This is a genomic window from Stenotrophomonas sp. 24(2023) (assembly GCF_030913365.1).
Lineage (GTDB): Bacteria > Pseudomonadota > Gammaproteobacteria > Xanthomonadales > Xanthomonadaceae > Stenotrophomonas.
Genome location: NZ_CP133160.1, coordinates 1498088 through 1522461 on the forward strand (window position 1 = coordinate 1498088; position 24374 = coordinate 1522461).

A 24374-nucleotide genomic window follows, 5' to 3' on the forward strand; every position below is an offset into this window, starting at 1 on the left:
TTGGATCAGGCCGCCGGGCGCTGCAGGAAATTGCGCAGCAGGGCGTGGCCGTGTTCGGTGAGGATGGATTCGGGGTGGAACTGCACGCCTTCCACCGGGAACTGGCGGTGGCGCAGGCCCATGATCTCTTCGATCGAGCCGTCCTCGTTCTCGGTCCAGGCGGTCACTTCCAGCGCGTCGGGCAGGCTGTGCTTGTCCACCACCAGCGAGTGGTAGCGGGTGGCCTGGTAGCGGTCCGGCAGGCCGGCGAACACGCCCTTGCCTTCATGGCGGATGGGCGAGGTCTTGCCGTGCATGATGTTGCCCGCGCGGATGACCGTGCCGCCATAGACCTGGCCGATGCCCTGGTGGCCCAGGCACACGCCGAGGATCGGTGTGGTCGGGCCCAGGCGCTCGATCAGGGCCAGCGACACGCCCGCTTCGTTGGGCGTGCACGGGCCGGGCGAGATGACGATGCGCTCGGGTTTCTGCGCGGCGATCTCGTCCACGCTCATCGCATCGTTGCGCACCACCTTCACCTCGGCGCCCAGCGTCTGCAGGTACTGCACGAGGTTGTAGGTGAAGCTGTCGTAGTTGTCGATCATCCACAACATGGTCAGGTTCCGTCGCTTATCAGGAAAATGGCGTATACGTTTTCGGTGTAGGTGATGGGGCCGGCTTCGATGGATTCGCGCGCGCGCGCGCCGGTTGTTTCGATGCTGGTCTGCGCCGGAGCCGGCGGGCTGGGCGGCGTGACCATGTCACCACCGCGGGGCCAGCTGCCTGCCTGCACGCCGTAGGCGAAGTTCGGGGCCACGTCGGAGATGCTGTAGAGGCCGGTGATGCGCGCGCCGTAGGCCATGGCAAGGTGCTTGGCGGAGGCGCGTGTCTGCGTTGCCGCTTCGGCCTTGAGTTCGCCACGCAGTGCGGCTTCCCTGGAGTAGCCAGGCCGCATGCTGCTGATCTGCAGGTCCTCGCTGGCATCGACCGCGCGCAGGAAGGCCTGCAGGTCACCGGTGGTGCCGAAGCTGCCCTTCAGGCGCCGGCTCACCCGCGTGCCAAGGTATTCCTGCTTGCCCTGCACGCTATAGCGGTAGTCCGGCTGGATGGTCAGGTTGTCGGCTACCACGCTTTCCGGCAGTGCATGGTTTCGCTTGAACGCACTCAACACTGCATCGACATTGCCCTGCACGCGCGAGCGCGCTGTATCCGGCTGAAGATCGGTGGACTTGACCAGCAGTTCGACCGCGAACCGGTCCGGCATCACCGTTCGCGCGCCCTCACCCTTCACCAGCAGGTGCGGCTGCGAGGGAATGGTATTGGCCTGTGCCCACGCAGACGGGGCCATCGTGGCCAGCAGTGACGACCACAGCAATGCGCTCAGCAGCTTCATGCGGTACTCCTTGTCATGAATGGGAACAGCGGAAGGTGCCGCGGCGCGGGCCACGGCACGGAAAGGCTTACAGGCCCTTGGCAGCCTGGGCGACGGCGCGGAACAGCGCGCGGCCCTTGTTCATCGTCTCGTCCCATTCCTTGTCCGGGTCCGAGTCGTAGACGATGCCGGCACCGGCCTGCACGTACAGGCGGCCGTCCTTGATGACCGCGGTGCGGATCGCGATCGCGGTATCGGCATCACCGTGCCAGCCGATGTAGCCGATGCTGCCGGCGTAGACATTGCGCTTGATCGGTTCCAGCTCGCGGATCACTTCCAGCGCGCGGATCTTCGGCGCGCCGCTGACGGTGCCGGCCGGGAACGTGGCACGCAGCACGTCGGCATAGCTCAGGCCCGGCTGCAGCTGCCCGGTCACTTCGCTGACGATGTGCATGACGTGGCTGTAGCGCTCGATCACGAACTGCTCGCCCACTTCCACGGTGCCGGCCCTGGACACACGGCCGGCATCGTTGCGGCCGAGGTCGATCAGCATCAGGTGCTCGGCGCGTTCCTTCGGATCGGCCAGCAGCTCGGCTTCCAGCGCCTGGTCCAGTTCCGGCGTGGCGCCGCGCGGGCGGGTGCCGGCGATCGGGCGCACGGTGACTTCACCGTCCTGCAGGCGCACCAGGATTTCCGGCGAGGAGCCGACCACCTGCAGGTCGCCGACATCCAGGAAGTACATGTACGGCGAGGGGTTGAGGCCGCGCAGCGCGCGGTAGACATCGACCGGGCGCGCCTTGAACGGCACGCTCAGGCGCTGGCTGAGCACCACCTGGAAGATGTCGCCGGCGCGGATGTACTCCTTGCTGCGCTGGACGGCATCGACGAAGCCCTCGCGGGTGAAGCCGGAGACGAAATCGGATTCGTCCAGCACATCGCTGTGGAGCGGCGCCGGATAGCCGGCCCCCGGTGCCCGCAGCGTGGCGGTCAGCGCATCCAGGCGGGCCTGGGCCTGCTCGAAGGCGCCATCGACGCGCGGGTCGGCGTGCACGATCAGGTACAGGCGGCCCTTGAGGTTGTCGAACACCGCCAGCTCATCCGAATGCAGCAGCAGGATGTCCGGCGTGCCCAGCTCGTCACGGCCGGCCGGCGGCGCCAGGCGCGGCTCGATGTAGCCGATGCACTCGAAACCGAACCAGCCGACCAGGCCCCCGGTGAAGCCCGGCAGGCCGTCCAGCTTGGGCACCGAATGGGCGCTGCGCAGCGCCTCGACTTCGGCGAACGGGTCGACCACCTCGCGGGTGTCCACCACCTGGCCGTGCTCGCGCACGGTCAGGGTATGGCCGTGGAAGGCATACACGCGGCGCGCCGGCAGGCCGATGATCGAGTAACGACCAAAGCGCTCGCCGCCTTCGACGGATTCAAACAGGTAGGTATTGGGGCCGTCGGCAAGCTTCAGATAGACCGAAAGCGGCGTGTCCAGGTCGGACAGCACTTCGCGGACAACGGGAATATGGGTGTGGCCTTCAGCGGCCTGCTGCTGAAACTGGGCGAGCGAGATCAAGACGACTTTCCTTCCGGGACACAGCGTTATGGGGGCGGACGACGGCAACGGGCCACCATCGCCACCAACGGCGTGCGGAAGAAAGGGTACGAGGGGTCGTCAGGCTGGACACGCCTTGACTGTATCGCAGGATCGGCTGAAGGGAAACCCTGTGAAACTGAACCGGGTGCGGAGGTGGCGGGCGATCTGATGGGGATGACCCAAGGGGTTCGAGTGCGCACCGGCAGGGGCGACTGTCATTCGACTGCCCTGCACGGAAGGCCCCGCTACCCGGCCGGCTGACAGTCGCCGCTACCCCTGGTCGGCGGCAGCGGCCAGCATCGGGCAGTCGGCCGGCAGATGCATGCGGACCCGGCCCGCCACGCAGTCGATGCGGAAACGACGGGCCTGCACCGGTTCACCGTCCAGGTTCAGGGTCAGCGGGGCCGGGGCCTCGATGTCCAGCCATGGCAGCTGCGCGCGGGTCGCCACGCGCTCCAGCGCGGCCTCCTTGCCGCCGGTCAGCATCTGGCCCAGGGTTGCAGCCACCTCGCCCTCCAGTTCGGGCACCACGGTGACGTCCAGCAGTCCGTCATCGACCAGCGCCTGCGGGCACAGTTGCTGACCACCGCCGGCCTGGCGCCCGTTGCCGATGCCCAGCGCGATGAAGCCGCCCTCCCAGGCGAAGTCGGGGCCGGACAACCGCGCAACGACCGGCTCGATGCGGCCCAGCTTGGCGATGCCGGTGATCACATAGGCCAGCCCCCCCAGCATCTTCTTCAATCCCGCATCGGTTTCCACCGTGACCTGCGTGCCGAAGCCACCACTGGCCAGGTTGGCGCACCACCACGGTGTGCCATCGGCCTGCACACGCAGCAGATCGATGGGGCGGGCACGCACCTGGCCGATCAGCGCGAAGGCCTCCTGCGGCGCGGTCGGAATGCCCGCAGCGGTCGCGAAATCATTGGCGGTGCCCATCGGCACCAGCGCCAGCGAGGGCAGTGCGTCTGCGCGCTCATCGCGATGCGCCAGCGTCTCGGCCACCGCGCTGAGCGTGCCATCGCCGCCTGCGGCGACGATCACATCCACGCCATGGTCGATCGCCTCGGCCACGTAGCGTTCGGCATCGCCCTCCTCCCAGGTCACCCGCACGTCCAGCTGCACCCCCTGCCCGCGCCAGTGGCCGACGGCTGCGCGCAGGTCGTCATCGCCGGCGGACTTGCCGTTGAGGATCAGGCGCCAGCGGGGTGCGGTCATGCGCAGCTTCCGGGGTTGGGCGGCACAGGCTATCAACGCGGTGTTTGCCTGCGGTGAATGTCACGCCGGTGTCATGGCACACCCGGAAAATGGAAGGCCATAGCAGGGACGATGGATGGAGGCAGGATCAGCCTCCCACGCATACAGCAGGGCCACGCCGGTGTTTGGGCGTGGTCTTTTTTTTGCCGCTGGCGTCATCCACGCATGGCGTGGATCTACCGGGGGCGCATTGGAATCATCCACGCATGGCGTGGATCTACCCGGGGCGCATTGGAACCATCCACGCATGGCGTGGATCTACCAGGGCCACATTGGAACCATCCACGCATGGCGTGGATCTACCGGGGTCACATTGGAACCATCCACGCATGGCGTGGATCTACCCGGGCCACATTGGAACCGTCCACGCATGGCGTGGATCTACCCGGGGCGCATTGGAATCATCCACGCATGGCGTGGATCTACCCGGGGCGCATTGGAATCATCCACGCATGGCGTGGATCTGCCGGGGGCGCATTGGAACCATCCACGCATGGCGTGGATCTGCCGGGGGCGGTGTAGATCCACGCCATGCGTGGATGCCGTGCGCCTCAACCGTTGGCGAAATCCTGCAGTGCCTGCCCCTGCAGCCGGTACACGGTCCACTCGTCCTGCGGCTTGGCGCCGGCGGCGGTGTAGAAGTCGATGGCCGGGGTATTCCAGTCCAGCACGGACCATTCGAAGCGGCCACAGCCTTCCTCCACGGCCAGGCGTGCGATGTGCTTCAGCAGTGCCTTGCCGGCACCGCCACCGCGCTTTTCCGGGCTGACGTAGAGGTCTTCCAGGTAGATACCCTTGCGGCCCAGCCAGGTGGAGTAGTTGTAGAAATACACCGCATAGCCGATCGCCTCGCCGTCGGCTTCGCAGACCAGCGCGCGGGCGGTGGCATCGGCGCCGAACAGGCTGTCGGCAATACCGGCCTCATCGGTCTGCACGGAATGCTCGGCCTTCTCGTAGATGGCCAGCTCACGGATGAAGCGCAGGATCAGGCCGGCATCGGCGACGGTGGCCGGGCGGATGTTCAACGCGGCCACCGTCGTCATGGCTCAGCCCCGTGCCGCGGCGACGTTGGCGCGCATCTGCGCGATCACGTCCTGGTAGCCGGTCTTGGCGTTGAAGATGGCCGAACCGGCAACGAAGGTATCGGCACCGGCGGCAGCGATCGCGCCGATGTTGTCGGCCTTCACGCCACCGTCGATTTCCAGGCGGATGTCCTTGCCGCTGGCATCGATCTTCTGGCGGACCACGCGCAGCTTGTCCAGCGCCGAGGGAATGAAGGCCTGGCCACCGAAGCCCGGATTGACCGACATCAGCAGCACCAGGTCCAGGTCGTCCAGCACCCAGTCCAGGATGTCCACCGGGGTGGCCGGATTGAGCACGATGCCCGGCTTGCAGCCCAGCGAGCGGATCAGCTGGATGGTGCGGTGCACGTGGCGGCTGGCTTCGGGGTGGAAGCTGATGTAGGTGGCCCCGGCCTCGGCGAAGTCCGGGATGATGCGGTCCACCGGCTCGACCATCAGGTGCACGTCGATCGGTGCGGTGACGCCGTGCTTGCGCAGGGCCTGGCAGACCATCGGGCCGATGGTCAGGTTGGGCACGTAGTGGTTGTCCATCACATCGAAATGGACCCAGTCCGCGCCGGCGGCCAGGACGTTGTCGACTTCCTCGCCCAGGCGGGCGAAATCGGCGGAGAGGATGGACGGGGCGATGAGGCAATGGGACATGGCCGGGCCTTGGCAACGTGGAAAAAAGGGACGATCAGCGCCTGCGCAGGGTCTTGATGCGGTCGTAGGCGGCATTGATGCGGCGGGACTTCTGTTCGGCCTGCTCGCGCAGTTCGGGCGCGGCACCGGCCAGCTTGTCCGGGTGGTACTGGGACATCAGCCGGCGGTAGGCGCGCTCGATCTCCGCTTCGGTGGCCTCGGAGGTCAGCCCCAGCTCGCGGTATGGGTTTTCCTTGTTCAGCCGGAACCAGTCGCTGTCGAAGGCATGCCCCAGCAGCAGGCCCACCACGGCCCCGAACAACGGATTGGGGCGGAACAACAGGGCTCCGGCAATGAATCCGAGCAGTTTTCCGTACCAGCGCATGGCGTTCCGGGCGGGGGCGGCGAAATGGACGATCATTTTACGTCACAGCGGGCCCGGACGGCTTTACACTAGGCCGCCCGCTGTCCTGCCGCGGGCCCATCGGGTCCACCGGGCAGCCGTATCGACGAAGCCCCAGGAGTGCCCGTGCCGACCACGTTGTTGCAATCCGATCTCCCCGGCCTGCCCTTGCGCCATCGCGGCAAGGTGCGTGATGTGTTCGATATTCCGCGCGAGCGGCTGCCGGCCGGGACCCCGCCGGGCGACTACCTGCTGATGGTGGCCACCGACCGCCTCTCGGCGTTCGACGTGGTCCTGCCCGACCCGATCCCCGGCAAGGGCGAAATGCTCTGCCAGGTGTCCAATTTCTGGTTCGCCAAGACCGCGCACCTGATGCCCAACCACCTGACCGGCATCGAGGTGGCCAGCGTGCTGCCCGAGGGCGTGGACCCGGCCCTGTATGCCAGGCGCGCGGTGGTCACCCGCAAGCTGAAGCCGGTGCCGGTGGAAGCGATTGCCCGCGGCTACCTGATCGGCAGCGGCTGGAAGGACTACCAGCGCACCGGCAAGGTCAGCGGCATCGACCTGCCCGATGGCCTGCGCCAGGCCGAGCAGCTGCCCGAGCCGATCTTCACCCCTTCGACCAAGGCCGCCGTGGGCGACCACGACGAGAACATCGATTTCGATGCGATGGTCAAGCAGGTCGGTGCCGACCTGGCCGAGCGCGTGCGCGATGCCACCCTGCGCATCTACAAGTTCGCTGCGGACTATGCCCGCGAGCGCGGCATCATCCTGGCCGACACCAAGTTCGAGTTCGGCACCGATGCCGATGGCCGCCTGTACATCATGGACGAGATGCTGACGCCGGATTCCTCGCGTTACTGGCCGGCCGACGAGTACGAAGTGGGCACCAGCCCGCCGAGCTACGACAAGCAGTTCGTGCGTGATTACCTGGAGACGCTGGACTGGGGCAAGACCGCCCCGGGCCCGGCCATCCCGGCCGACATCATCGAGCGCACCCGCGCCAAGTACGCCGAGGCGCTGCAGCGCCTGGCCGGCATCAGCGTCGACTGATGCCCCTGCGCCCCCGGCCGCCCTGGCCGGGGGTGCCCCCCGGGCTCGCCCCGCTCCCGCCCGGAGTATGCTGTCGGCCTCACCGGAGGAAGCGAGCAGCATGCAGACCACCACCCGTCTTGCGCGTCCCATCGACCGCTATTTCGCCAGCTACTCCGACGACCACCGCAACGCACTGAACCAGCACATCCACGTGGTGGCGGTACCGGCGATCCTGTGGTCGGCCGTGGCCATGCTGTGGTGCCTGCCGCCGCTGATCACCTGGTTCCAGTACGGCATCTGGGCGGCGTTTGCGATGTTCGCCGCGTGGTGCTTCTACAACAAGCTCTCGCGCCCACTGGGCATCGGCATGCTGCTGGTGTTCTTCGTGTTCGGCTGCAGCTGCCGGTTGCTGGAAGCGGAAATCGGCATCGGCAACCTGTGGCGGCTGGGGCTGGCCGTATTCGTGGTGGCCTGGATCGCGCAGTTCATCGGCCACAAGTTCGAGGGCCGCAAGCCCAGCTTCCTGACCGACCTGACCTACCTGCTGATCGGCCCGGGCTGGGTGCTGGCCAAGGTCTACCGCAAGTTCGACTGGCGCTATTGATCGGCCGGGCGGCGTTTCCTGAACGGGCCACGCCCATCACCGGCGCTGCACGAGGCGCCTGCCAACGTCCCGACCACGGCCCTTCCCCGGCGACGCCACGTGGCGAAGGCTGAACCGGCAGCCCCTGTCGCACAGGGGCTGGGCCCTGCCCCGCCGCCCCGACGGACCACATCCGGCAAAGCCTGGCGATGTGCACCGTAGGGTCGTCACGGCGGCATGCTGCACTGCGGAAAAAATGAATCAGCGCACGTTCCCTGCAATTGATCGCTGTTGCATGGGTTTCGGCGACATTTCGCTGACTGTTAGACTCACTGACCTGCTCGTGAATCATGGATTCCCTGCATGCTCCCCAGCCTGCCCCTGCTGCTGGCCCTGCCGTTCCTGATGGCAGTGGCTGTCGCCGCCTTCCCCCGTAGTTCGCGCACCACCGCTGCCTGGCTGGCGGCGCTGGCACCGCTGGGCGGGCTGGCCATCCTTGGCTGGCTGACCCCGGCGGTGCTGGACGCCCAGGTGGTCCGCACCTCGCTGCCATGGCTGCCACAGCTCGGGCTGGACCTGACCCTGCGCCTGGACGGGCTGGCCTGGATGTTCGCCGGGCTGGTACTGGGCATCGGCGCGCTGGTGGTGCTGTACGCACGCTACTACCTGAGCGCGCAGGACAACGCCCACCGCTTCTACTGCTACCTGCTGCTGTTCATGGGCGCCATGCTGGGCATGGTGATCTCCGGCAACCTGTTGCTGCTGATGATCTTCTGGGAACTGACCAGCATCAGTTCGTTCCTGCTGATCGGCTTCTGGTCGCACCGCCAGGATGCGCGCGAGGGCGCACGCATGGCGCTGGTGATCACCGGCAGCGGCGGCCTGGCCCTGCTCGGCGGCGTGCTGCTGATCGGCCGCATCGTCGGCAGCTTCGACCTGGACGTGGTGCTGGCCGCCGGCGAGCAGATCCGCGCCAGCGCACTGTATCCCTACGCCCTGTTCCTGGTGCTGGCCGGCATCTTCACCAAGAGCGCGCAGTTCCCGTTCCACTTCTGGCTGCCGCATGCGATGGCCGCGCCCACCCCGGTGTCGGCGTACCTGCATTCGGCCACGATGGTGAAGGCCGGCGTGTTCCTGCTGGCCCGCCTGCACCCGGCACTGGCCGGCAGCGACCTGTTCTTCTACACCGTCAGCGGCATCGGCGCGCTGACCCTGCTGATCGGCGCCTGGAACGCGATCTTCCAGCACGACCTGAAGGGCCTGCTGGCCTACTCGACCATTTCCCACCTGGGCCTGATCACCCTGCTGTTCGGCCTGTCCACGCCGATGGCGGTGGTGGCCGGCGTGTTCCACATCCTCAACCACGCCACCTTCAAGGCCTCGCTGTTCATGGCCGCGGGCATCATCGACCACGAGACCGGCACCCGCGACATGCGCCGGCTGGGTGGCCTGAGAAAGCTGATGCCGTTCACCAGTGCGCTGGCGATCATCGCCTCGCTGGCGATGGCCGGCATCCCGCTGCTCAATGGCTTCCTGTCCAAGGAAATGCTGTTCGCCGAAGCCCTGACCGCCGGTGGCGGACCGGGCGCAATGCGCACGGCGGTGTCGGTGGCCGCGCTGCTGGCCGGCGTGCTGGGCGTGGCCTACAGCCTGCGCTTCGTGCACGACACCTTCTTCGGCAAGGGCCCGCACGACCTGGACCGCGTGCCGCACGAGCCACCGCGCTGGATGAAGGTGCCGGTGGAACTGCTGGTGGTGGTCTGCGTGGCGGTGGGCATCGCCCCGGCGCTGACCGTGGCACCGGTGCTGCATGCCGCCGCCGGCGCGATTCTCGGCAACGCCATGCCCGAGTACAGCCTGTCGGTCTGGCACGGCTTCAACCTGCCGCTGGCGATGAGTGCGATCGGCGTGGTCGGCGGCGTGGCCCTGTACTTCGGCCTGCGCCGCCTGATCGACCTGTACGCGGTGGAAACCCGCACCACCGGCCGCAACGTGTTCCACCGCCAGCTCGACCTGCTCTCGGCTGGCGCGCAGTGGCTGACCGCCGGCGTTGCCAACGGCAGCCTGCAGCGCATGCTGCTGGGCCTGGTGGTGGTGGCGATCATCGTGGCCGCCGCCCCGTTCGTGGCCAACCCGGCCTCGCCGAACTGGACCGCACCGCAGCCGATCCCCCTGCTGGGCTGGGCCCTGTGGCTGGTGATGATGGCCTGCGCCCTGGCCACCCTGCGCATCTACAAGCAGCGCCTGCTGGCGGTACTGCTGGTCGGTGGCGTCGGCCTGATGGTGGCACTGACCTTCGTGTTCCTGTCCGCCCCGGACCTGGCGCTGACCCAGCTGCTGGTGGAAATGGTGACCCTGGTGCTGATGCTGCTGGGCATGAACTACCTGCCCGCGCAGTCGGGGCCGGAACGGCCGCGCTGGCGCAAGCGCCGTGATGCGGTCATCGCCATCATCGCCGGTGCCGGCCTGGGGGCCCTGGCCTATACGGCCATGACCCTGCCGCCGAACACCATGGCCGGCGAGCTGCTGGCCCGCGCCCTGCCCGAGGCGTATGGCCAGAACGTGGTCAACGTGATCCTGGTCGATTTCCGTGGTTTCGATACCTTCGGCGAGATCACCGTGTTCGGCATCGCCGCGCTGGTGGTGCACGCCCTGCTGCGGCGCACGCGGATGGCCCCGGAACAGATCATGCCCGGCCCACCGATCAAGCTGCCGGTACCGGCCGACCTGGCGCAGATCATGTTCCCGCTGACCCTGACGGTGTCGATCTTCCTGTTCCTGCGCGGCCACAACGCGCCCGGCGGCGGCTTCATCGCCGGGCTGGTGCTGGCGGTGCCGCTGCTGATCCAGTACGTCATCCAGGGCACCGCGTCGGTGGAGTCGCGCTTCGGCTTCGACTACATCCGCTGCATCGGCACCGGCCTGCTGATCGCCCTGCTCAGTGGCAGCGCGTCGATGCTGTTCGGCGTGCCGTTCCTGACCAGCGGCCATCTGGACCTGCACCTGCCCCTGATCGGTGACGTGCCACTGGCCAGCGCGATTGGGTTTGACATCGGCGTGTACCTGGTGGTGTTCGGCGGGGCGATGCTGATGCTGTCGATGATGGGCACCATCAAGCCCTCGCGCACCCGCACCGCCCGCAAGGGGGAAATCGACCTTCAACGCCGTTCGGCCCTGACCGGGGAGATGCACTGATGGAACTGGCCCTGGCCTCGGCGATCGGCGTGCTTACCGCCATCGGCATCTACCTGCTGCTGCGGGCACGCAGCTTCGATGTCATCCTCGGCATGACCTTCCTGTCCTACGCCACCAACCTGCTGATCTTCGCCGGTGGCCGCGTGGTGCAGGGCAAGGCGCCGGTGCTCAAGGAGGGCCTGGACAGCCACCTGGGCAACTACACCGACCCATTGCCGCAGGCGCTGGTGCTGACCGCCATCGTCATTGCCTTCGCGATGACCGCGGTGAGCATCGTGCTGGCCATGCGCAGCCGCAGCGACAACCACAGCGACCACGTCGATGCGCATGAACCCGACGAGGACGCACCGGTACGCAGCGACGAGGAGCGCGCATGAACCATCTGGTGATCCTGCCGATCCTGGTGCCGCTGTTCGGCGCGGCACTGTCGCTGTTCGTCGAGCACCGCCGCTATGGCCCGAAGGTGCAGCGCACGGTGGCCTGGACGTCGCTGGCCGCGCTGGCGCTGGTGGTCGGGCTGCTGTTTGCCGCCACCGTCGATGGCCACATCAACGTCTACCTGCTGGGCGACTGGCCGTCGCGGCTGGGCATCGCACTGGTGGCCGACCACCTGTCGGCGTGGATGCTGCTGACCACCCTGCTGCTGGCCATTCCCTGCCTGCTGCATGCCTGTTCCGGCTGGGACCGGCGCGCACCGCACTTCCACGCGCTGTTCCAGTTCCAGCTGGTGGGCCTGAACGGTGCGTTCCTGACCGGGGACATCTTCAACCTGTTCGTGTTCTTCGAGGTGATGCTGATCGCCTCCTACGGCCTGCTGCTCAGCGGCGGCCGTGGCCTGCGCATGCGCATCGGCCTGCACTACGTGGTGTTCAACGTCACCGCTTCGACGCTGTTCCTGATCGCCCTGGGCCTGCTGTACGCCTCGCTGGGCTCGCTGAACATGGCCGAGCTGTCCCAGCGCATCGCCCAGGTGCCACCGGCCCAGCTGACGCTGGTCAAGGCGACACTGGGCCTGTTGCTGCTGGTGTTCTGCGCCAAGGCCGCGTTGATGCCGCTGTACTTGTGGCTGCCCGAATCCTACGCACGCGCACCGGCGGCGGTGGCGGCCCTGTTCGCGATCATGACCAAGGTCGGCCTGTATGCCGTGCTGCGCGTGCAGATGCTGTGGTTCGGCGAGGACGCCGGTGCGATGGCCGGGTACGGCCGTGACTGGCTGCTGTGGGCCGGCGTGGCCACGCTGGTGCTGGGCGGGCTGGGCGTGGTCGCGGCCGCGCGCCTGCGCGTGCTGATCTCCTACCTGGTGGTGGTGTCGGCGGCCACGCTGTTCATCGCCTTTGCGGTGGGCACGCCGAAGGTGCTGTCCGCCGGCCTGTACTACCTGCCGCACAGTACCTTCGTGGCCGCGGCGCTGTTCCTGGTGGCCGACCTGATCCGCCGCCGCCGTGGTGGCGCCAGCGACCGCAAGGAAGTCATCGCACCGATGCCGGGCCGGGAAACGCCCGCCGTGCTGTTCCTGATCGGCGCGGTCTCGGTGGCCGGGCTGCCGCCGCTGTCCGGGTTCCTGGCCAAGGCCGCGCTGCTGGCCGGCATGCCGGCGCACTACACCCCGGCGGTATGGACGGCCGTGCTGGCCAGCAGCCTGCTGGTCATCATGGGCCTGGTGCGCGGCGGCATCCGCCTGTTCTGGCGCGTACCGCAGCCCGACGCCGACGCCCCGGCGCCGCGCAAGGCCCCCCTGCGCCGGGTCGAGCTGTATGCCGCCTGCGTGCTGCTGCTGTACGGCGTGGGCATGACCCTGTTCGCCGCACCGCTGATGCGCCACACCGATGCCATCGCCGCCCAGCTGCTGCAGCCGGGTGACTATGTGCAGCAGCTGCGTGCGACCACGCCGGAGATCCGCCAGCCATGAACCGCCCTTCCCTGCTCAAGCGCCTGCTGCCCTCGGTACCGCTGTCGATCATGGTGGTGGCGTTCTGGCTGCTGATGTCCGACAGCTTCAACCTGGGCCAGATCCTGCTGGGCCTGCTGCTGGGCGTGGTGGTGCCGCTGTTCGCCGCGCGCCTGGACCGCGAATTCGCCCGCATCGGGTCGCTGCGGCCGCTGCCGAAGCTGCTGGTGGTGACGCTGTGGGACATCCTGCTGTCCAACATCCGCGTGGCGATCCAGGTGCTGGGGCATGAGCGCAACATCCAGCCCGGCTTCATCTGGCTGCCGCTGGACATCGCCAACATCCACGGCATCGCCGCGTTGACCAGCATGATCACCCTGACCCCCGGCACCGTGTCGGCCGCGCTGAGCGACGACCGCAGGTTCCTGCTGGTGCACGTGCTGCACCTGGAAGACGCACAGGAACTGATCGACACGATCAAGCGCCGTTATGAAGCCCCGTTGATGGAGATCTTCCCATGACCGGTTTTGAAGTCATCCAGACCACCCTGGTGGTGTGCATGCACGTGGTCGGCCTGGCCATGCTGCTGGCCACCTGGCGGCTGCTGCGCGGCCCCACCGTGCCTGACCGCATCCTTGCCCTGGACACCCTGTCGGTGACCGCCATCGCCGAGTTGATGCTGTTCGGCATGTACCTCAATTCGCCGATCTACTTCGAGGCGGCGCTGATCATCGCCATGCTCGGCTTCGGCAGCACGGTGGTGCTGAGCAAGTTCGTGCTGCGCCGGGACATCGTCGAATGATCACCTTCATCCAGATCGCGCTGTCGATCCTGCTGCTGTTCGGCTGCTTCTTCATCCTGGTCGGCGCACTGGGCCTGGTGAAGCTGTCCACGTTCTTCAAGCGCCTGCATGCCCCGACCAAGGCCAGCACGCTGGGTGTGGGCTGCGTGCTGGTGGGATCGGTGTGCTACCACATCTTCCTGGGCCAGGACCCGCAGCCGCGTGAGCTGCTGATCACCGTGTTCCTGTTCATCACCGCCCCGATCAGCGCGCACCTGATGGCCAAGGCCGCGCTGTCGCTGCTGATGGAAACGCGCCCGAGCCTGCCCGGCAACGAGCGTGCCGAGGAAGAGCAGCTGCCGCCGCCGGAACCGGCCAGGGACGAGGAAAGCGCGGCGCGCTGATGCCGTGGGGGCCGATGCTGGCTCGCACGGCATTCACCGCCGCCACGCATGACGTTGATCTACATCGCAGCGCACGGGCCATCCAGGGCGTTTCCGATGGCGTCCGGCCCGGGTCGGCACGTCACATTCGCAACCGATCAGGCCGGCGTTACCAGTGCGATCTCCAGCCCCACCCAGGCCACGAAGGCGCCCAGCAGCACCGCGCCTTCGCTGCGGCTGATCCGCAGGTCGCCACGCAGCATCGGGTACAGCACCAGCACGAAGGCGATCACCGCCGGCAGCTCCAGCCGCACGAACGACGCCGGCAACGCCAGCGGCTGCAGCACGCCCAGCACGCCCAGCAGTAGCGCCAGGTTGACCACGCTGGACCCCAGCACGTGGCCAAGCACCATGTCGCCCTGCCCGCGCCGTGCAGCGAATACCGCGGCGGCAACTTCCGGCAGGGCGGTGCCGATAGCCACCGGCAGCAGGCCGACCAGCAACGGCGTCCAGCCCAGCGCGGTGGCGAAGTCGCCAGCGGCGCCCACCACCAGTCGCGCGCCCCCGTACAGGGCCACGCCGGCAATGGCCACGCGCAGCACGTTCAGCGGCACGCTGGTGCGGGTCAGGGCCGAGGCGGCGATGGTCTGCTGCACGGCCTCCGGTTCACGGTTTCGCCGGGCCAGCACCACGGCCAGGCAGGCCAGGAATCCCGCCAGCAGCAGGCCACCTTCCCAGGCCTGCAGGCGCCCATCGCGCCCGAACAGGATCACCGCCACGGCGGCCAGCAGCAGGGCCCACCACAGGGTGCCCAGCAGCCGTGCGCGCAGCAGCAGCGGCGCGGCCAGCGCGGCAACGCCCAGGGTCAGGCCCAGGTTGGCCAGCGTGCTGCCCACGGCATTGCCCAGCGCCAGCTCAGGCTGCCCCAGCACCAGCGCACGGGCGTTGACCGCCAGTTCCGGCAGCGAGGTGGCCACGGTCATCAGCAGCAGGCCTGCGGTGAACGGGCGCGCACCGAAGCGCTGGGCCAGGCCGGCCACCCCTTTGACGATCGAATCCCCGCCCAAGGCCAGCAGCAGCAGGCCGAGCAGGAACCAGGCAGTGGCGATGACGATCATCCGGCATTCCCCCGAAGGCTGTGCCGGAAGATTCTACGCCCGCTCAGCCGCAGCCTTCGACGTAGTCCACCTGCGGGGTCTGGCCGACCCGCCAGGCCTGGACCTTGCCCTCGGCGCCCACGGTGAAATCGATGACCGCACCGCCCTCCTGGGCCGGGCGGACGCGCAGGTGCTGGACCTTGTCGTCGTACTTGTCCGGGCCGACATCGCCACGGTCCGGGTACAGCGTCTGCAGTTCGCCCAGGGTCATGCCGACCTTGCCGCCGCCCGGGGCGGTGACGCCGGGGCCGCGCACGTCATAGCGGACCAGTTTGTTGCCCTCGATCATCAGCCACGGCCCTTCCGGTGCGTCGCCCTGCGGGTGCAGGTAGTGGCAGCCCTCATCCGGCACCTCGCCCTGCAGCGGCTTGCCCCAGCTGCTGCGCACCTGGTCCACGCCGCTGCCCAGCGCCAGCGGGCCGAAGCCATCCAGGCGGGCCGGGCCCTGCGCCGCGACGGTGGCCGGCGCAGCCGGCGCTGCAGCGGTGGGCTCGGCGCGTGTAGCCGGATCGGCCGGCGCGCTGGTTTCACCGGAACGGCTGCAGGCCGCCAGGGACAGCAGCAACAGGCCGGCAACGGGCAAGGTCTTCATCGGAATGCTCTCCTCGGGTGGTGCGCCACGCTAGCGCAGATGACGTGCAGGGCACGCATTGTCATCACTGTTTCATGGCATCCATTCAGGCTCGGCCTGCACCGCCCTGCCTGTATCGCCCATGCACCCGCGCAAGACCGATCTCGCCCGCTCCGCGCTGCAGGCACACCGCGCGCCCCTGGACATGCGCCAGCGGCGCCTGCTGATCCTGTGCGATGGCCAGCGTGATACCACCGAACTGACGGCACTGCTGGGCAGCGATGCCGTGGCCATGGTGCAGGCATTGATTCACAGCGGTTACCTGAGCAGCGGGGCCGAGGTGGCGCCCGCTGCGGCACCACCGCCTGCACCGGCACCGGTGGCGCCCTCACCGCCGTCCTCACCGCCTGCGGCTGCCACGCCGGTCGAGCGGCGGCGTTCACTGGTGGCCGCGCGCATCTACGTGCTGGGCATCCTGGAAATGCAGCGTCACCCGCAGGCCGCCGGGCTGCTGCGCAACCTGCAGCAGGCGCGTGTGGAAACCGATGTGCTGGCCGGCCTGCAGGCGGCGCTGCAGGCGCTGCCGGCACTCACCTCCGAAGGCTACAGCCAGCGCGTGCGCGAGCGCTTGCTGGAAGCGCTGCCGCTGGAACATTGCCCGGCGTTCACCGGATAGGCGTTGCGGAAAGCAGCCACGCATGGCGTGGCTCTACCGTGACGCCCGCCGATGCGGGCGTCGCTGCGTTCTCAGCGGTAGTTGTTGCGCAGGCCGTTCCAGCACTGCTGGTAGTCGCCCTGCCGGTGCGCGGCGGCCAATGCCTGTGCGCTCGGGCGGATCACGGCGCGGGTCTCGAACATGAAGGCCATCGTGTCCTTGATCACGTCCGGCCGGGACAGGTCTGCATTCGATGCCTTGTCGAAGGTCGGTGCGTCCGGGCCATGGCCGCTCATGCAGTTGTGCAGCGACGCCCCCCCGGGCACGAAGCCTTCGGCCTTGGCATCGTAGGCACCGTGCACCAGGCCCATGAACTCGCTGGCGATATTGCGGTGGAACCACGGCGGGCGGAACGTGTCCTGCGCCACCAGCCAGCGCGGCGGGAAGATGGCGAAATCCATGTTGCTGGTGCCGGGTGTGTCGCTGGGCGAATGCAGCACCAGGAAGATCGACGGATCCGGATGGTCGTGGCTGATCGAGCCGATGGTGTTGAACCGGCGCAGGTCATAGCGGTACGGCGCGTAGTTGCCGTGCCAGCCCACCACGTCCAGCGGCGAGTGGTCGATCGGCGCACGCCACAGGCGTCCCTCGAACTTGGCGATCAGCTCGAAATCACCGTCGACATCCTCGAACGCCGCATGCGGGGTCTCGAAGTCGCGCGGATTGGCCAGGCCGTTGGCGCCGATCGGGCCCAGGTCGGGCAGCTTCAGCAGGGCGCCGTAGTTCTCGCAGATGTAGCCGCGGCTGGGGCCGTCGGGCAGCTCCACGCGGAAGCGCACGCCCCGCGGGATGACCGCGATCTGCTGCGGCTCGATCTCGACCACGCCCATTTCGGTCAGCAGGCGCAGCGCGCCCAGCTGCGGCACGATCAGCAGTTCGCCGTCGGCGCTGTAGAAGTAGCGGCCCACCATGTCCCGGTTGGCGGCATACAAGTGGATGCCGACGCCGGCATGCGCATCCGGGGCGCCATTGCCGCCCATGGTGTACAGGCCTTCGACGAAGTCGGTCGGCAGTTCCGGCAGCGGCAGCGGGCTCCAGCGCAGCTGGTTGGGCGAGGCCGGCTGCGCGCCGAAATCGCACTGCAGCTGCGACTGCGCGAACGGGGTGAACTCACCGTGGGTCACCGCCGGGCGGATGCGGTACAGCCAGCTGCGACGGTTGTGGCCGCGCGGCGCGGTGAAGGCAGTGCCGGACAGCTGTTCGGCGTACAGGCCGTGGGCCACTTTCTGCGGTGAATTGCGGCCGATCGGCAGCGTGCCGGGCACGGCTTCGGTGGCGAACTCGTTGCCGAAGCCGGTCTGGTAGCCACGGGCGGTGATGGACGAGGACATGGGGGAACTCCTGGAAGCGCCAGCCAGCGGCCAGCCGCGCCAATGGGACGGTACCGGAACGGAACAGCGCCGGGCAGTGCCCGGCGCCACCGGGCGGCCGCAGCCGCCCACCACACGTTACAGCACGCCGCGGCGCATCTGGTCGCGCTCGATGCTCTCGAACAGCGCGGTGAAGTTGCCTTCGCCGAAACCTTCGTTGCCCTTGCGCTGGATGATCTCGAAGAAGATCGGGCCGATGCAGTTCTGGGTGAAGATCTGCAGCAGCTTGCGCTGGTGGGTTTCCGGGTCGGCGTCGATCAGGATCTTGTTCTTCGCCAGGCGCGGCACGTCTTCACCGTGGTTCGGCACGCGCTGGTCGATCACGTCGAAGTAGGTCTCCGGCGTGTCGAGGAAGGCCACGCCCTGGGCGCGCATCGCTTCGACGGTGTCGTAGATGTTCTCGGTGAAGCAGGCGATGTGCTGGATGCCTTCGCCCTTGTACGCGTCCAGGTACTCGTTGATCTGGCTCTTCGGGTCGGACGATTCGTTCAGCGGGATGCGCACGATGCCGTCCGGCGCAGTCATCGCCTTGGACACCAGACCGGTCTTGAGGCCCTTGATGTCGAAGTAGCGGATCTCGCGGAAGTTGAACAGGCGCTCGTAGTAGTCCGACCACTGCTGCATGTTGCCGAAGTACAGGTTGTGGGTCAGGTGGTCGATGAAGGTCAGCCCGAAGCCGAACGGGCGCAGGTCGGCGCCGTCGATGCGTTCGTAGTCGCCGTCATAGATGCTGCCGGCCGCGCCGTAGCGGTCCACCAGGTACAGCATGCAATCGCCGATGCCCTTGATGACCGGCGCGTTGACGGCCTTGCTGTCCGGCTTGAAGTCGATGGCCTGCGCACCATTGCCCAGGGCAGTCTGGAACACTTCCTCACCGCCCTTCTTGAAGCGGATGGCGAAGCCGCAGGCACACGGACCGTGCTTTTCGGCGAAGTCGGCGGCGAACGAATCGGGGTCTTCATTGACCAGGAAGTTGACGTCGCCCTGGCGATAGACGGTAATCGGACGCTGCTTGTGCTTGAGCACGGCGGTAAAGCCCATGCTGCGGAAGTAGTCGTGCAGTTCCTGGCCCCGGCCGACGGGGGCGGCGAATTCGACGAACTCGAATCCGTCGATGCCCATCGGGTTTTCGAAGGTGGTGACCTGCATGCCCGGGTTGGGGTGGCTGGGGCTATGGACGGCGGTATTCATGGCGCTGGCTCCGGGAGGGGGACCGCATCGGCACAAACCAGGTGCGGGCAGAGGGCAGACCCGCGAGAATGCAGGGTCCGTAATGAGTGTTTATAGTTACAACTGAAACCACCAGCAAGGTGCACCGCAGCATGAGCCCAGCCGATCCCGCCACCACCAGTGTCCGTGCCTCCCACGTCCTGCTCGATCTGGAGCAGTTCCTGCCCTATCGGCTGAGCGTCCTGTCCAACCGGGTCAGCGGCAATATCGCCAAGCTGTATGGCGATCGTTACGGCCTGGCCATTCCCGAGTGGCGGGTGATCACCATCCTGGCCCTGTACCCGGGCTCGTCGGCCAGCGAGGTCTCCGACCGCACGGCGATGGACAAGGTGGCGGTCAGCCGGGCGGTGGCGCGGCTGCTGGAACGCGGCTTCATCAAGCGCGAAACCCACGGCGATGACCGCCGCCGCTCGGTGCTGGCACTGTCCGCGGCCGGCTTCGAGGTATACGAGACCATCGCCCCGATGGTGATCGAGATCACCCGCAAGCTGATGTCGGTGCTGAGCGAAGAAGAAGAGCAGCTGCTGGAAACGCTGATCCTGCGCCTGGCCGGGGAAGGCCTGCAGCGCATGGGCGAAGGGGTCTAGGCCTCCGCATCGGAGGCCCTCACCTCAGCTCAGATGCTTGCGCCGTGCGAACACCCACGGCACTGCCAGCGCGGCGATGGCGCCGCCGGCAAAGCCCAGCGAGGCCGCCACGGTCGCCGCTTCCACCGATCCCGGCAGCGCCAGCGCGGCGGTGACCAGCAGCAACGAGGGCAGACCCACGAAGGTGCCCAGGAAGAAGTGCCAGCGCGGCACCCAGGTGCGCAGCTGCAGCAGGCCGACCGGTTGCCAGGCTTCGCCGGCGGCATCGTCGGCGATCTTGGCCATCACCTTGCCCAGGTCCACTTCCGGCACGGTACGGCCCAGCCGCGCGGTCGCCAGCGCCTGCGCCACGTCCTCCACTGGTGGGTAGCTGGACGGCCAGGCCGTCGGCGCGGGCACGCCATAGGCATTGAGCAGCGGCAGGGTCAGCCAGGGCGCCACCAGCGCGCGCAGCTTGCGACGGCCCTGCACGCACCAGATCTGCGGCTGGCCATGGGCGGTCACCGCATACAGCGCCAGGTCCTCGGCCGCCGGATACCCCAGCATGGTCACCCGCGCCGCCAGGCTGTCGCGGCCCACCGCGCGCAGGAAACCAGGGCGCGTGCGCCCTTCCTGCATCCAGGCCAGGCCCAGCGCGCCGACCAGATAAGCCTCGGCCGGATCCTTGGTACCGGCCGTGGCGCGCTCGTCACTGGCCAGGAACCAGGCCAGCGACTTCGGTTCGGCCACGTCCTGCAGACCCCAACGGCTGTTGTCGCCCAGCACGTGCCGCACCGGCAGGCGCACCGGCGCGGTCTCGCCACGCGCGGCCGGCTGCAGGAACGGCAGCACGCTCTGCACGAAGCCGCCCAGGTCGATCGCCCGTGCACCGCTGCCCTGCTGCCACTCGGCCGGCAACAGCCCCCCCAACCGGCCTTCCTGGGCCAGCGCATCGAGCCGTTCCTTCTGTTCCACCAGCCGCTGCACGGCCGCCCGCAGCAACCCGTTGTCCGGCAGTGCCACGCTGGGCAGGCGGTACTGCGGCGCCTCGTCGGGCGTGTCCTGGCCAACCCCATGGTCATCCAGCAGCGCATCCACCGGCGGCAGGGTCACCGCCTCATCGGTGCCACCGGCAGCGGGGGCATCGTGTGCATCAGCAGGCAGGGCGTGCGCGGGGTCGGCGTGCATGGGCGCTCCGGTTGGGGCGCCGGGCATCGGCGCGCAGTGAGGTCCTTGCCGGTAGCGGCGCGCGCGCGATGAAATTGAGGCAGCGATTCAGGGAATGTGACCGCACCCGCAGTAGCGCCCGCCCCTATCGGTCGGGTGTGGCCCGGCGCTACCGGGCCGGCGCCCACTGCTTGAGGAAGGCGCTGATCCGCGCGGGCTGGAACGCTTCGCCCCGGCGCAGCCCGGTGGTGGGCTGTGACACCAGCAGGCCGCCGTCGGCGCCGAGTACCAGCAGATAGGGGTAATCGCGCTCCATCACCGGGAACTGGGTGAAGAAGGCACTGTTGGGCTGTTCGTCGCTGGCGTTGACCTTCACCCACACGTAGTGGGCATCGCGGAAGCGGCGCAGGTCGGCGTTGCCTTCCACGATCGCATCGAGCGCATGGCAACGGTCGCAGGCGGCGTTGCCGACCTCGAGCAGGATGCGCTTGTTGCCGCGCTGGGCTTCCACCTTGGCGGTGGCCAGGTCATCGGCGGGATCGCGGGCCGGGTCGAACTGCGCGCCGAGCCCGGCGATGGCGGCGATGTCAGCGGCGGTCGGGGTGTTGCCCGAGGCCACCGGCACGCTGGGATCAGCGGCCGGTGGCTCGGTGGGTCGGGTATCCAGGGGCTGCGTGGGCTCGGCCGGTGGCGGCGGTGGCGGGTCCGAACAGGCCCCGAGCAGGGTTGCCAGTACCACCCCCATCGCACCACCGAGCTTCATACGCATGCCGCGGAGACTCCCGTTATTTGACGCCGTGCATCAGCTTGTTGATCAGCGGCGCGATCAGGAACAGGACCACGCCCGAACCGATCAGTGCCCAGAAGCCGAAGGTATACCCCTTGAGCGCGGAGTCAACGGTCATGCCACCTTCGCCACTGACGGCACCGGCGAAGATGCCCGACAGGTTGTTGCCGATGCCGGTGGACAGGAACCAGCCGCCCATGCCGAAGCCGACCAGGCGCACCGGGGCCAGCTTGGTCACCATCGACAGGCCGATCGGCGACAGGCACAGCTCACCGACGGACTGGATGACGTAGACCATGAACAGGGTCCAGAACGGGATCTTGCCGTCCACGACCATCTGCGACAGGGCGTACATCAGCAGGGCGAAGGCGGCGCCGTTGAACAGCAGGCCCAGGCCGAACTTGCGCGGGATGGACGGGTTGACGCTGCCCATCTTGACCCAGATCCAGGCAATGATCGGCGCCAGGGTGATGATCGCCACCGAGTTCACCGACTGGAACCAGGCGGTCGGGAAGGTCCACTCGCCGAACTGGCGGTTGACGATGTTCTCGGCCAGGAAGGTGAAGGAGCTGCCGGCCTGTTCGAAGAACATCCAGAACATGACGTTGAAGGCGAAGATGATCAGCATGGCGATCACGCGGTCGCGCTGCACCTTGCCTTCGCGGATGCCTTCCACCAGCAGCAGCACGGCCAGGGCGGCAAACATCACGCCCAGGATCCAGGCCAGCGCCTTGGCGCCGGTTGCCAGCAGGAAATAGGCCACCGGGATGGCCACCACGGCACCGACCAGTACCATCACCACGCGGCCGAAACCTTCGGCGCCGGCCGGCGGTGCGCCGATGCCCTTCAGGCCGGCACGGCCGATGTAGAACCACACCAGCGAGATCAGCATGCCCACGCCCGAGGCGATGAACACGACCTTGTACGACGGCATGGCGTCGGTACCGAACACCTTGCGGGCAAGGTACTCGGTCAGCACCGGGGCGATCATCGCGCCGATGTTGATGCCCATGTAGAAGATGGTGAAGCCCGAATCGCGGCGCTCATCCTTCAGGCCGTACAGCTTGCCGACCATGGTGGAGATGTTCGGCTTGAACAGGCCGTTGCCCACGATGATCGTGGCCAGGCCGAGCTTGAAGATGTGCTCCTGCGGCAGGGAGATCATGAACAGGCCGGCGGCCATGATCACCGCACCGGTCAGGATTGATCGCTGGTAGCCCAGCACGCGGTCGGCCACGTAGCCGCCGAAGATGGCCGCGGCGTAGACCAGGGCCAGGTAGGCACCGTAGATGCGGCTGGCGTCGCCTTCACCGGCGGCGTTGCCGTTGTAGAACTGGGCGACGATGTACAGCACCAGGGCCCAGCGGATGCCATAGAACGCAAAGCGTTCCCAGAACTCGGTCATGAACAGCATCCACAGCGGGCGCGGATGGCCCATCGTGGTCTTGAAGTCCGGCAGCGCCGGCTCTGGGGTGTTCGCAGTGGCGTTCAAGCTCATGCGGGATTCCTGGTTCGGTGGATGACAAGCACGTCCGCTGTGCAGTGAAGCAACGCGCGAGGATTACCGACGGAGGCGTTCACGTCAAATACACGCCGTTTGAGGCAGGACGCCTCGCGGTCGCTGAACTTGCACCTGTAACGATCCATCCGCCCATGCCACGGGGCCCGGCGGCGGATGCCGGGCCTGGCTGAATGGGGCCGGCCGGAAATCAGCCCGGGTCGCCCGGGGCCGGCTCGGCGCGCAGGCTGGTGCGCACCTGGAACAGTTCCGGGAAGAAGGTCAGTTCCAGCGCCTTGGCCAGGAAGCCCACACCGGAGGAGCCGCCAGTGCCGCGCTTGAAGCCGATCACCCGCATCACGGTGCGCATGTGGCGGAACCGCCACAGCTGGAAGGCGGTTTCCAGGTCCACCAGGTCCTCGCACAGCGCGTATTCGCGCCAGTAGCGGTCGGTGTCCTGGTAGATGCGCTCGAACACCGGCTGCAGGCTGTCGTCGGCCACGTGCGGCTGGGTCCAGTCGTGGGTTTCATACACCGCCGGGACGGCGTGGCCGAAACGGGCCAGGTACTTCAGGAATTCCTCGTACAGGCTCGGCGCTTCCAGCACGGTGCGCAGCTGTGCCTGCCCGGCCGGGTCATGCTCGAACACCTGCAGCATCTGCGCGTTCTTGTTGCCCAGCAGGAACTCGATGTAGCGGTACTGCAGCGACTGGAAGCCCGAGGACGGGCCCAGCACGTCGCGGAAGCCCATGTACTCGGAGGGCGTCAGCGTTTCCAGCACCGACCACTGCTCGGTCAGCTGGCGCAGCACCTGCTTGCTGCGCGCCAGCACCTTGCGGCACTGCCAGACTTCATCGCGCTGCAGGAAGCCGATCGCGGCGCGCAGTTCGTGGCCCAGCAGCTTCAGCCACAGCTCGGAGGTCTGGTGCTGGATGATGAACAGCATTTCGTCGTGGTGCGGCGGGCTCGACAGGGGCTGCTGCGCGGTCAGCAGCTGGTCCAGCCGCAGGTAGCCGCCATAGGTCAGCCGGCCCTGCAGGTCGGTGTGGATACCGGCTTCGAGATCGCGTTGGTTGTTGTCGACAGACATGGCAGGGACCGGATCAGGGGCGGCAAGGGTAGCGCAGTGGCCCCCGGCCCGCGCGGCCGCCT

General features: G+C 67.8%; 25 protein-coding genes. 10 read left to right on the forward strand and 15 right to left on the reverse strand.

Annotation, left to right across the window (positions count from 1 at the left end; translation table 11 throughout):
* Positions 1–5: 5 nt before the first annotated feature.
* The 7 genes from Q9R17_RS06640 to Q9R17_RS06670 form a co-directional block, all read right to left on the reverse strand.
* Entirely contained in the window at positions 6–593 is a 588-nt protein-coding gene (locus Q9R17_RS06640; RefSeq protein WP_046983686.1) for an aminodeoxychorismate/anthranilate synthase component II, read from the reverse strand.
* 2 nt (positions 594–595) lie between these two features.
* Positions 596–1372 carry an SIMPL domain-containing protein gene (locus tag Q9R17_RS06645; RefSeq protein ID WP_308157638.1) on the reverse strand — a complete coding sequence of 259 codons (777 nt, stop codon included), beginning with the start codon at positions 1370–1372 and terminating at the stop codon, positions 596–598.
* Between the two features lie 67 nt (positions 1373–1439).
* A complete protein-coding gene (gene trpE, locus Q9R17_RS06650; RefSeq protein ID WP_308157639.1) occupies positions 1440–2915 on the reverse strand; it encodes an anthranilate synthase component I in 1476 nt (491 codons plus the stop codon).
* A 291-nt stretch (positions 2916–3206) separates the two neighbouring features.
* A complete protein-coding gene (gene yegS, locus Q9R17_RS06655) occupies positions 3207–4151 on the reverse strand; it encodes a lipid kinase YegS (protein ID WP_308157640.1) in 945 nt (314 codons plus the stop codon).
* Positions 4152–4741: 590 nt separating this feature from the next.
* Positions 4742–5224 carry a GNAT family N-acetyltransferase gene (locus Q9R17_RS06660; protein ID WP_308158296.1) on the reverse strand — a complete coding sequence of 161 codons (483 nt, stop codon included), beginning with the start codon at positions 5222–5224 and terminating at the stop codon, positions 4742–4744.
* Positions 5225–5236: 12 nt separating this feature from the next.
* Positions 5237–5914, reverse strand: coding sequence for a ribulose-phosphate 3-epimerase (gene rpe, locus Q9R17_RS06665; protein WP_308157641.1), 678 nt, complete (start codon positions 5912–5914; stop codon positions 5237–5239).
* A 34-nt stretch (positions 5915–5948) separates the two neighbouring features.
* Entirely contained in the window at positions 5949–6278 is a 330-nt protein-coding gene (locus Q9R17_RS06670; RefSeq protein WP_308157642.1) for a DnaJ domain-containing protein, read from the reverse strand.
* A gap of 144 nt (positions 6279–6422) precedes the next feature.
* On the opposite strand from Q9R17_RS06670, the gene Q9R17_RS06675 reads away from it, so the two are divergent.
* From Q9R17_RS06675 to Q9R17_RS06710, 8 genes are all read left to right on the forward strand, one after another.
* A complete protein-coding gene (locus Q9R17_RS06675; protein WP_308157643.1) occupies positions 6423–7349 on the forward strand; it encodes a phosphoribosylaminoimidazolesuccinocarboxamide synthase in 927 nt (308 codons plus the stop codon).
* 100 nt (positions 7350–7449) lie between these two features.
* Positions 7450–7935 carry an Mpo1-like protein gene (locus Q9R17_RS06680; protein WP_308157644.1) on the forward strand — a complete coding sequence of 162 codons (486 nt, stop codon included), beginning with the start codon at positions 7450–7452 and terminating at the stop codon, positions 7933–7935.
* Between the two features lie 342 nt (positions 7936–8277).
* Positions 8278–11109 (forward strand): monovalent cation/H+ antiporter subunit A, encoded by a 2832-nt coding sequence (locus Q9R17_RS06685; protein WP_308157645.1) that lies wholly within the window; start codon positions 8278–8280, stop codon positions 11107–11109.
* Positions 11109–11486 (forward strand): Na+/H+ antiporter subunit C, encoded by a 378-nt coding sequence (locus Q9R17_RS06690; protein WP_308157646.1) that lies wholly within the window; start codon positions 11109–11111, stop codon positions 11484–11486. The genes Q9R17_RS06685 and Q9R17_RS06690 overlap by 1 nt, the downstream gene beginning before the upstream one ends.
* Entirely contained in the window at positions 11483–13018 is a 1536-nt protein-coding gene (locus tag Q9R17_RS06695; protein ID WP_308157647.1) for a monovalent cation/H+ antiporter subunit D, read from the forward strand. The genes Q9R17_RS06690 and Q9R17_RS06695 overlap by 4 nt, the downstream gene beginning before the upstream one ends.
* Positions 13015–13518, forward strand: coding sequence for a Na+/H+ antiporter subunit E (locus tag Q9R17_RS06700; RefSeq protein WP_308157648.1), 504 nt, complete (start codon positions 13015–13017; stop codon positions 13516–13518). Before Q9R17_RS06695 ends, Q9R17_RS06700 begins: the two co-directional genes overlap by 4 nt.
* Positions 13515–13799, forward strand: a complete 285-nt coding sequence (locus tag Q9R17_RS06705; RefSeq protein WP_005411334.1) for a K+/H+ antiporter subunit F — start codon at positions 13515–13517, stop codon at positions 13797–13799. The genes Q9R17_RS06700 and Q9R17_RS06705 overlap by 4 nt, the downstream gene beginning before the upstream one ends.
* On the forward strand, positions 13796–14182 hold the full coding sequence (locus Q9R17_RS06710) for a Na+/H+ antiporter subunit G (RefSeq protein WP_308157649.1): 387 nt from the start codon (positions 13796–13798) through the stop codon (positions 14180–14182). The genes Q9R17_RS06705 and Q9R17_RS06710 overlap by 4 nt, the downstream gene beginning before the upstream one ends.
* 137 nt (positions 14183–14319) lie before the next feature.
* Here Q9R17_RS06710 and Q9R17_RS06715 read toward each other — a convergent pair whose 3' ends face one another.
* Positions 14320–15279: a sodium:calcium antiporter gene (locus tag Q9R17_RS06715; RefSeq protein ID WP_308157650.1), complete on the reverse strand. Its 960-nt coding sequence runs from the start codon at positions 15277–15279 to the stop codon at positions 14320–14322.
* Positions 15280–15322: 43 nt separating this feature from the next.
* Entirely contained in the window at positions 15323–15910 is a 588-nt protein-coding gene (locus Q9R17_RS06720) for a hypothetical protein (RefSeq protein ID WP_308157651.1), read from the reverse strand.
* Positions 15911–16031: 121 nt separating this feature from the next.
* Here Q9R17_RS06720 and Q9R17_RS06725 point away from each other — a divergent pair, with 121 nt between their 5' ends.
* On the forward strand, positions 16032–16565 hold the full coding sequence (locus Q9R17_RS06725; RefSeq protein WP_308157652.1) for a hypothetical protein: 534 nt from the start codon (positions 16032–16034) through the stop codon (positions 16563–16565).
* Positions 16566–16636: 71 nt separating this feature from the next.
* On the opposite strand, the gene hmgA is transcribed toward Q9R17_RS06725, so the two are convergent.
* A complete protein-coding gene (gene hmgA, locus Q9R17_RS06730) occupies positions 16637–17935 on the reverse strand; it encodes a homogentisate 1,2-dioxygenase (RefSeq protein WP_308157653.1) in 1299 nt (432 codons plus the stop codon).
* Positions 17936–18052: 117 nt separating this feature from the next.
* Positions 18053–19165: a 4-hydroxyphenylpyruvate dioxygenase gene (gene hppD, locus Q9R17_RS06735; RefSeq protein WP_308157654.1), complete on the reverse strand. Its 1113-nt coding sequence runs from the start codon at positions 19163–19165 to the stop codon at positions 18053–18055.
* Positions 19166–19296: 131 nt separating this feature from the next.
* Between hppD and Q9R17_RS06740 the strand changes: the two genes are divergently transcribed.
* Positions 19297–19791 carry a MarR family winged helix-turn-helix transcriptional regulator gene (locus Q9R17_RS06740; protein ID WP_308157655.1) on the forward strand — a complete coding sequence of 165 codons (495 nt, stop codon included), beginning with the start codon at positions 19297–19299 and terminating at the stop codon, positions 19789–19791.
* 24 nt (positions 19792–19815) lie between these two features.
* On the opposite strand, the gene Q9R17_RS06745 is transcribed toward Q9R17_RS06740, so the two are convergent.
* The 4 genes from Q9R17_RS06745 to Q9R17_RS06760 all read right to left on the reverse strand — a co-directional run bounded on the left by Q9R17_RS06745 (position 19816) and on the right by Q9R17_RS06760 (position 24312).
* Positions 19816–20958, reverse strand: a complete 1143-nt coding sequence (locus Q9R17_RS06745) for a hypothetical protein (RefSeq protein ID WP_308157656.1) — start codon at positions 20956–20958, stop codon at positions 19816–19818.
* A 148-nt stretch (positions 20959–21106) separates the two neighbouring features.
* Positions 21107–21706, reverse strand: coding sequence for a thioredoxin family protein (locus tag Q9R17_RS06750; protein ID WP_308157657.1), 600 nt, complete (start codon positions 21704–21706; stop codon positions 21107–21109).
* Positions 21707–21722: 16 nt separating this feature from the next.
* Positions 21723–23222 (reverse strand): oligopeptide:H+ symporter, encoded by a 1500-nt coding sequence (locus Q9R17_RS06755; protein ID WP_308157658.1) that lies wholly within the window; start codon positions 23220–23222, stop codon positions 21723–21725.
* 211 nt (positions 23223–23433) lie between these two features.
* Positions 23434–24312: a tryptophan 2,3-dioxygenase family protein gene (locus tag Q9R17_RS06760; RefSeq protein WP_308157659.1), complete on the reverse strand. Its 879-nt coding sequence runs from the start codon at positions 24310–24312 to the stop codon at positions 23434–23436.
* Between the last annotated feature and the right edge of the window lie 62 nt (positions 24313–24374).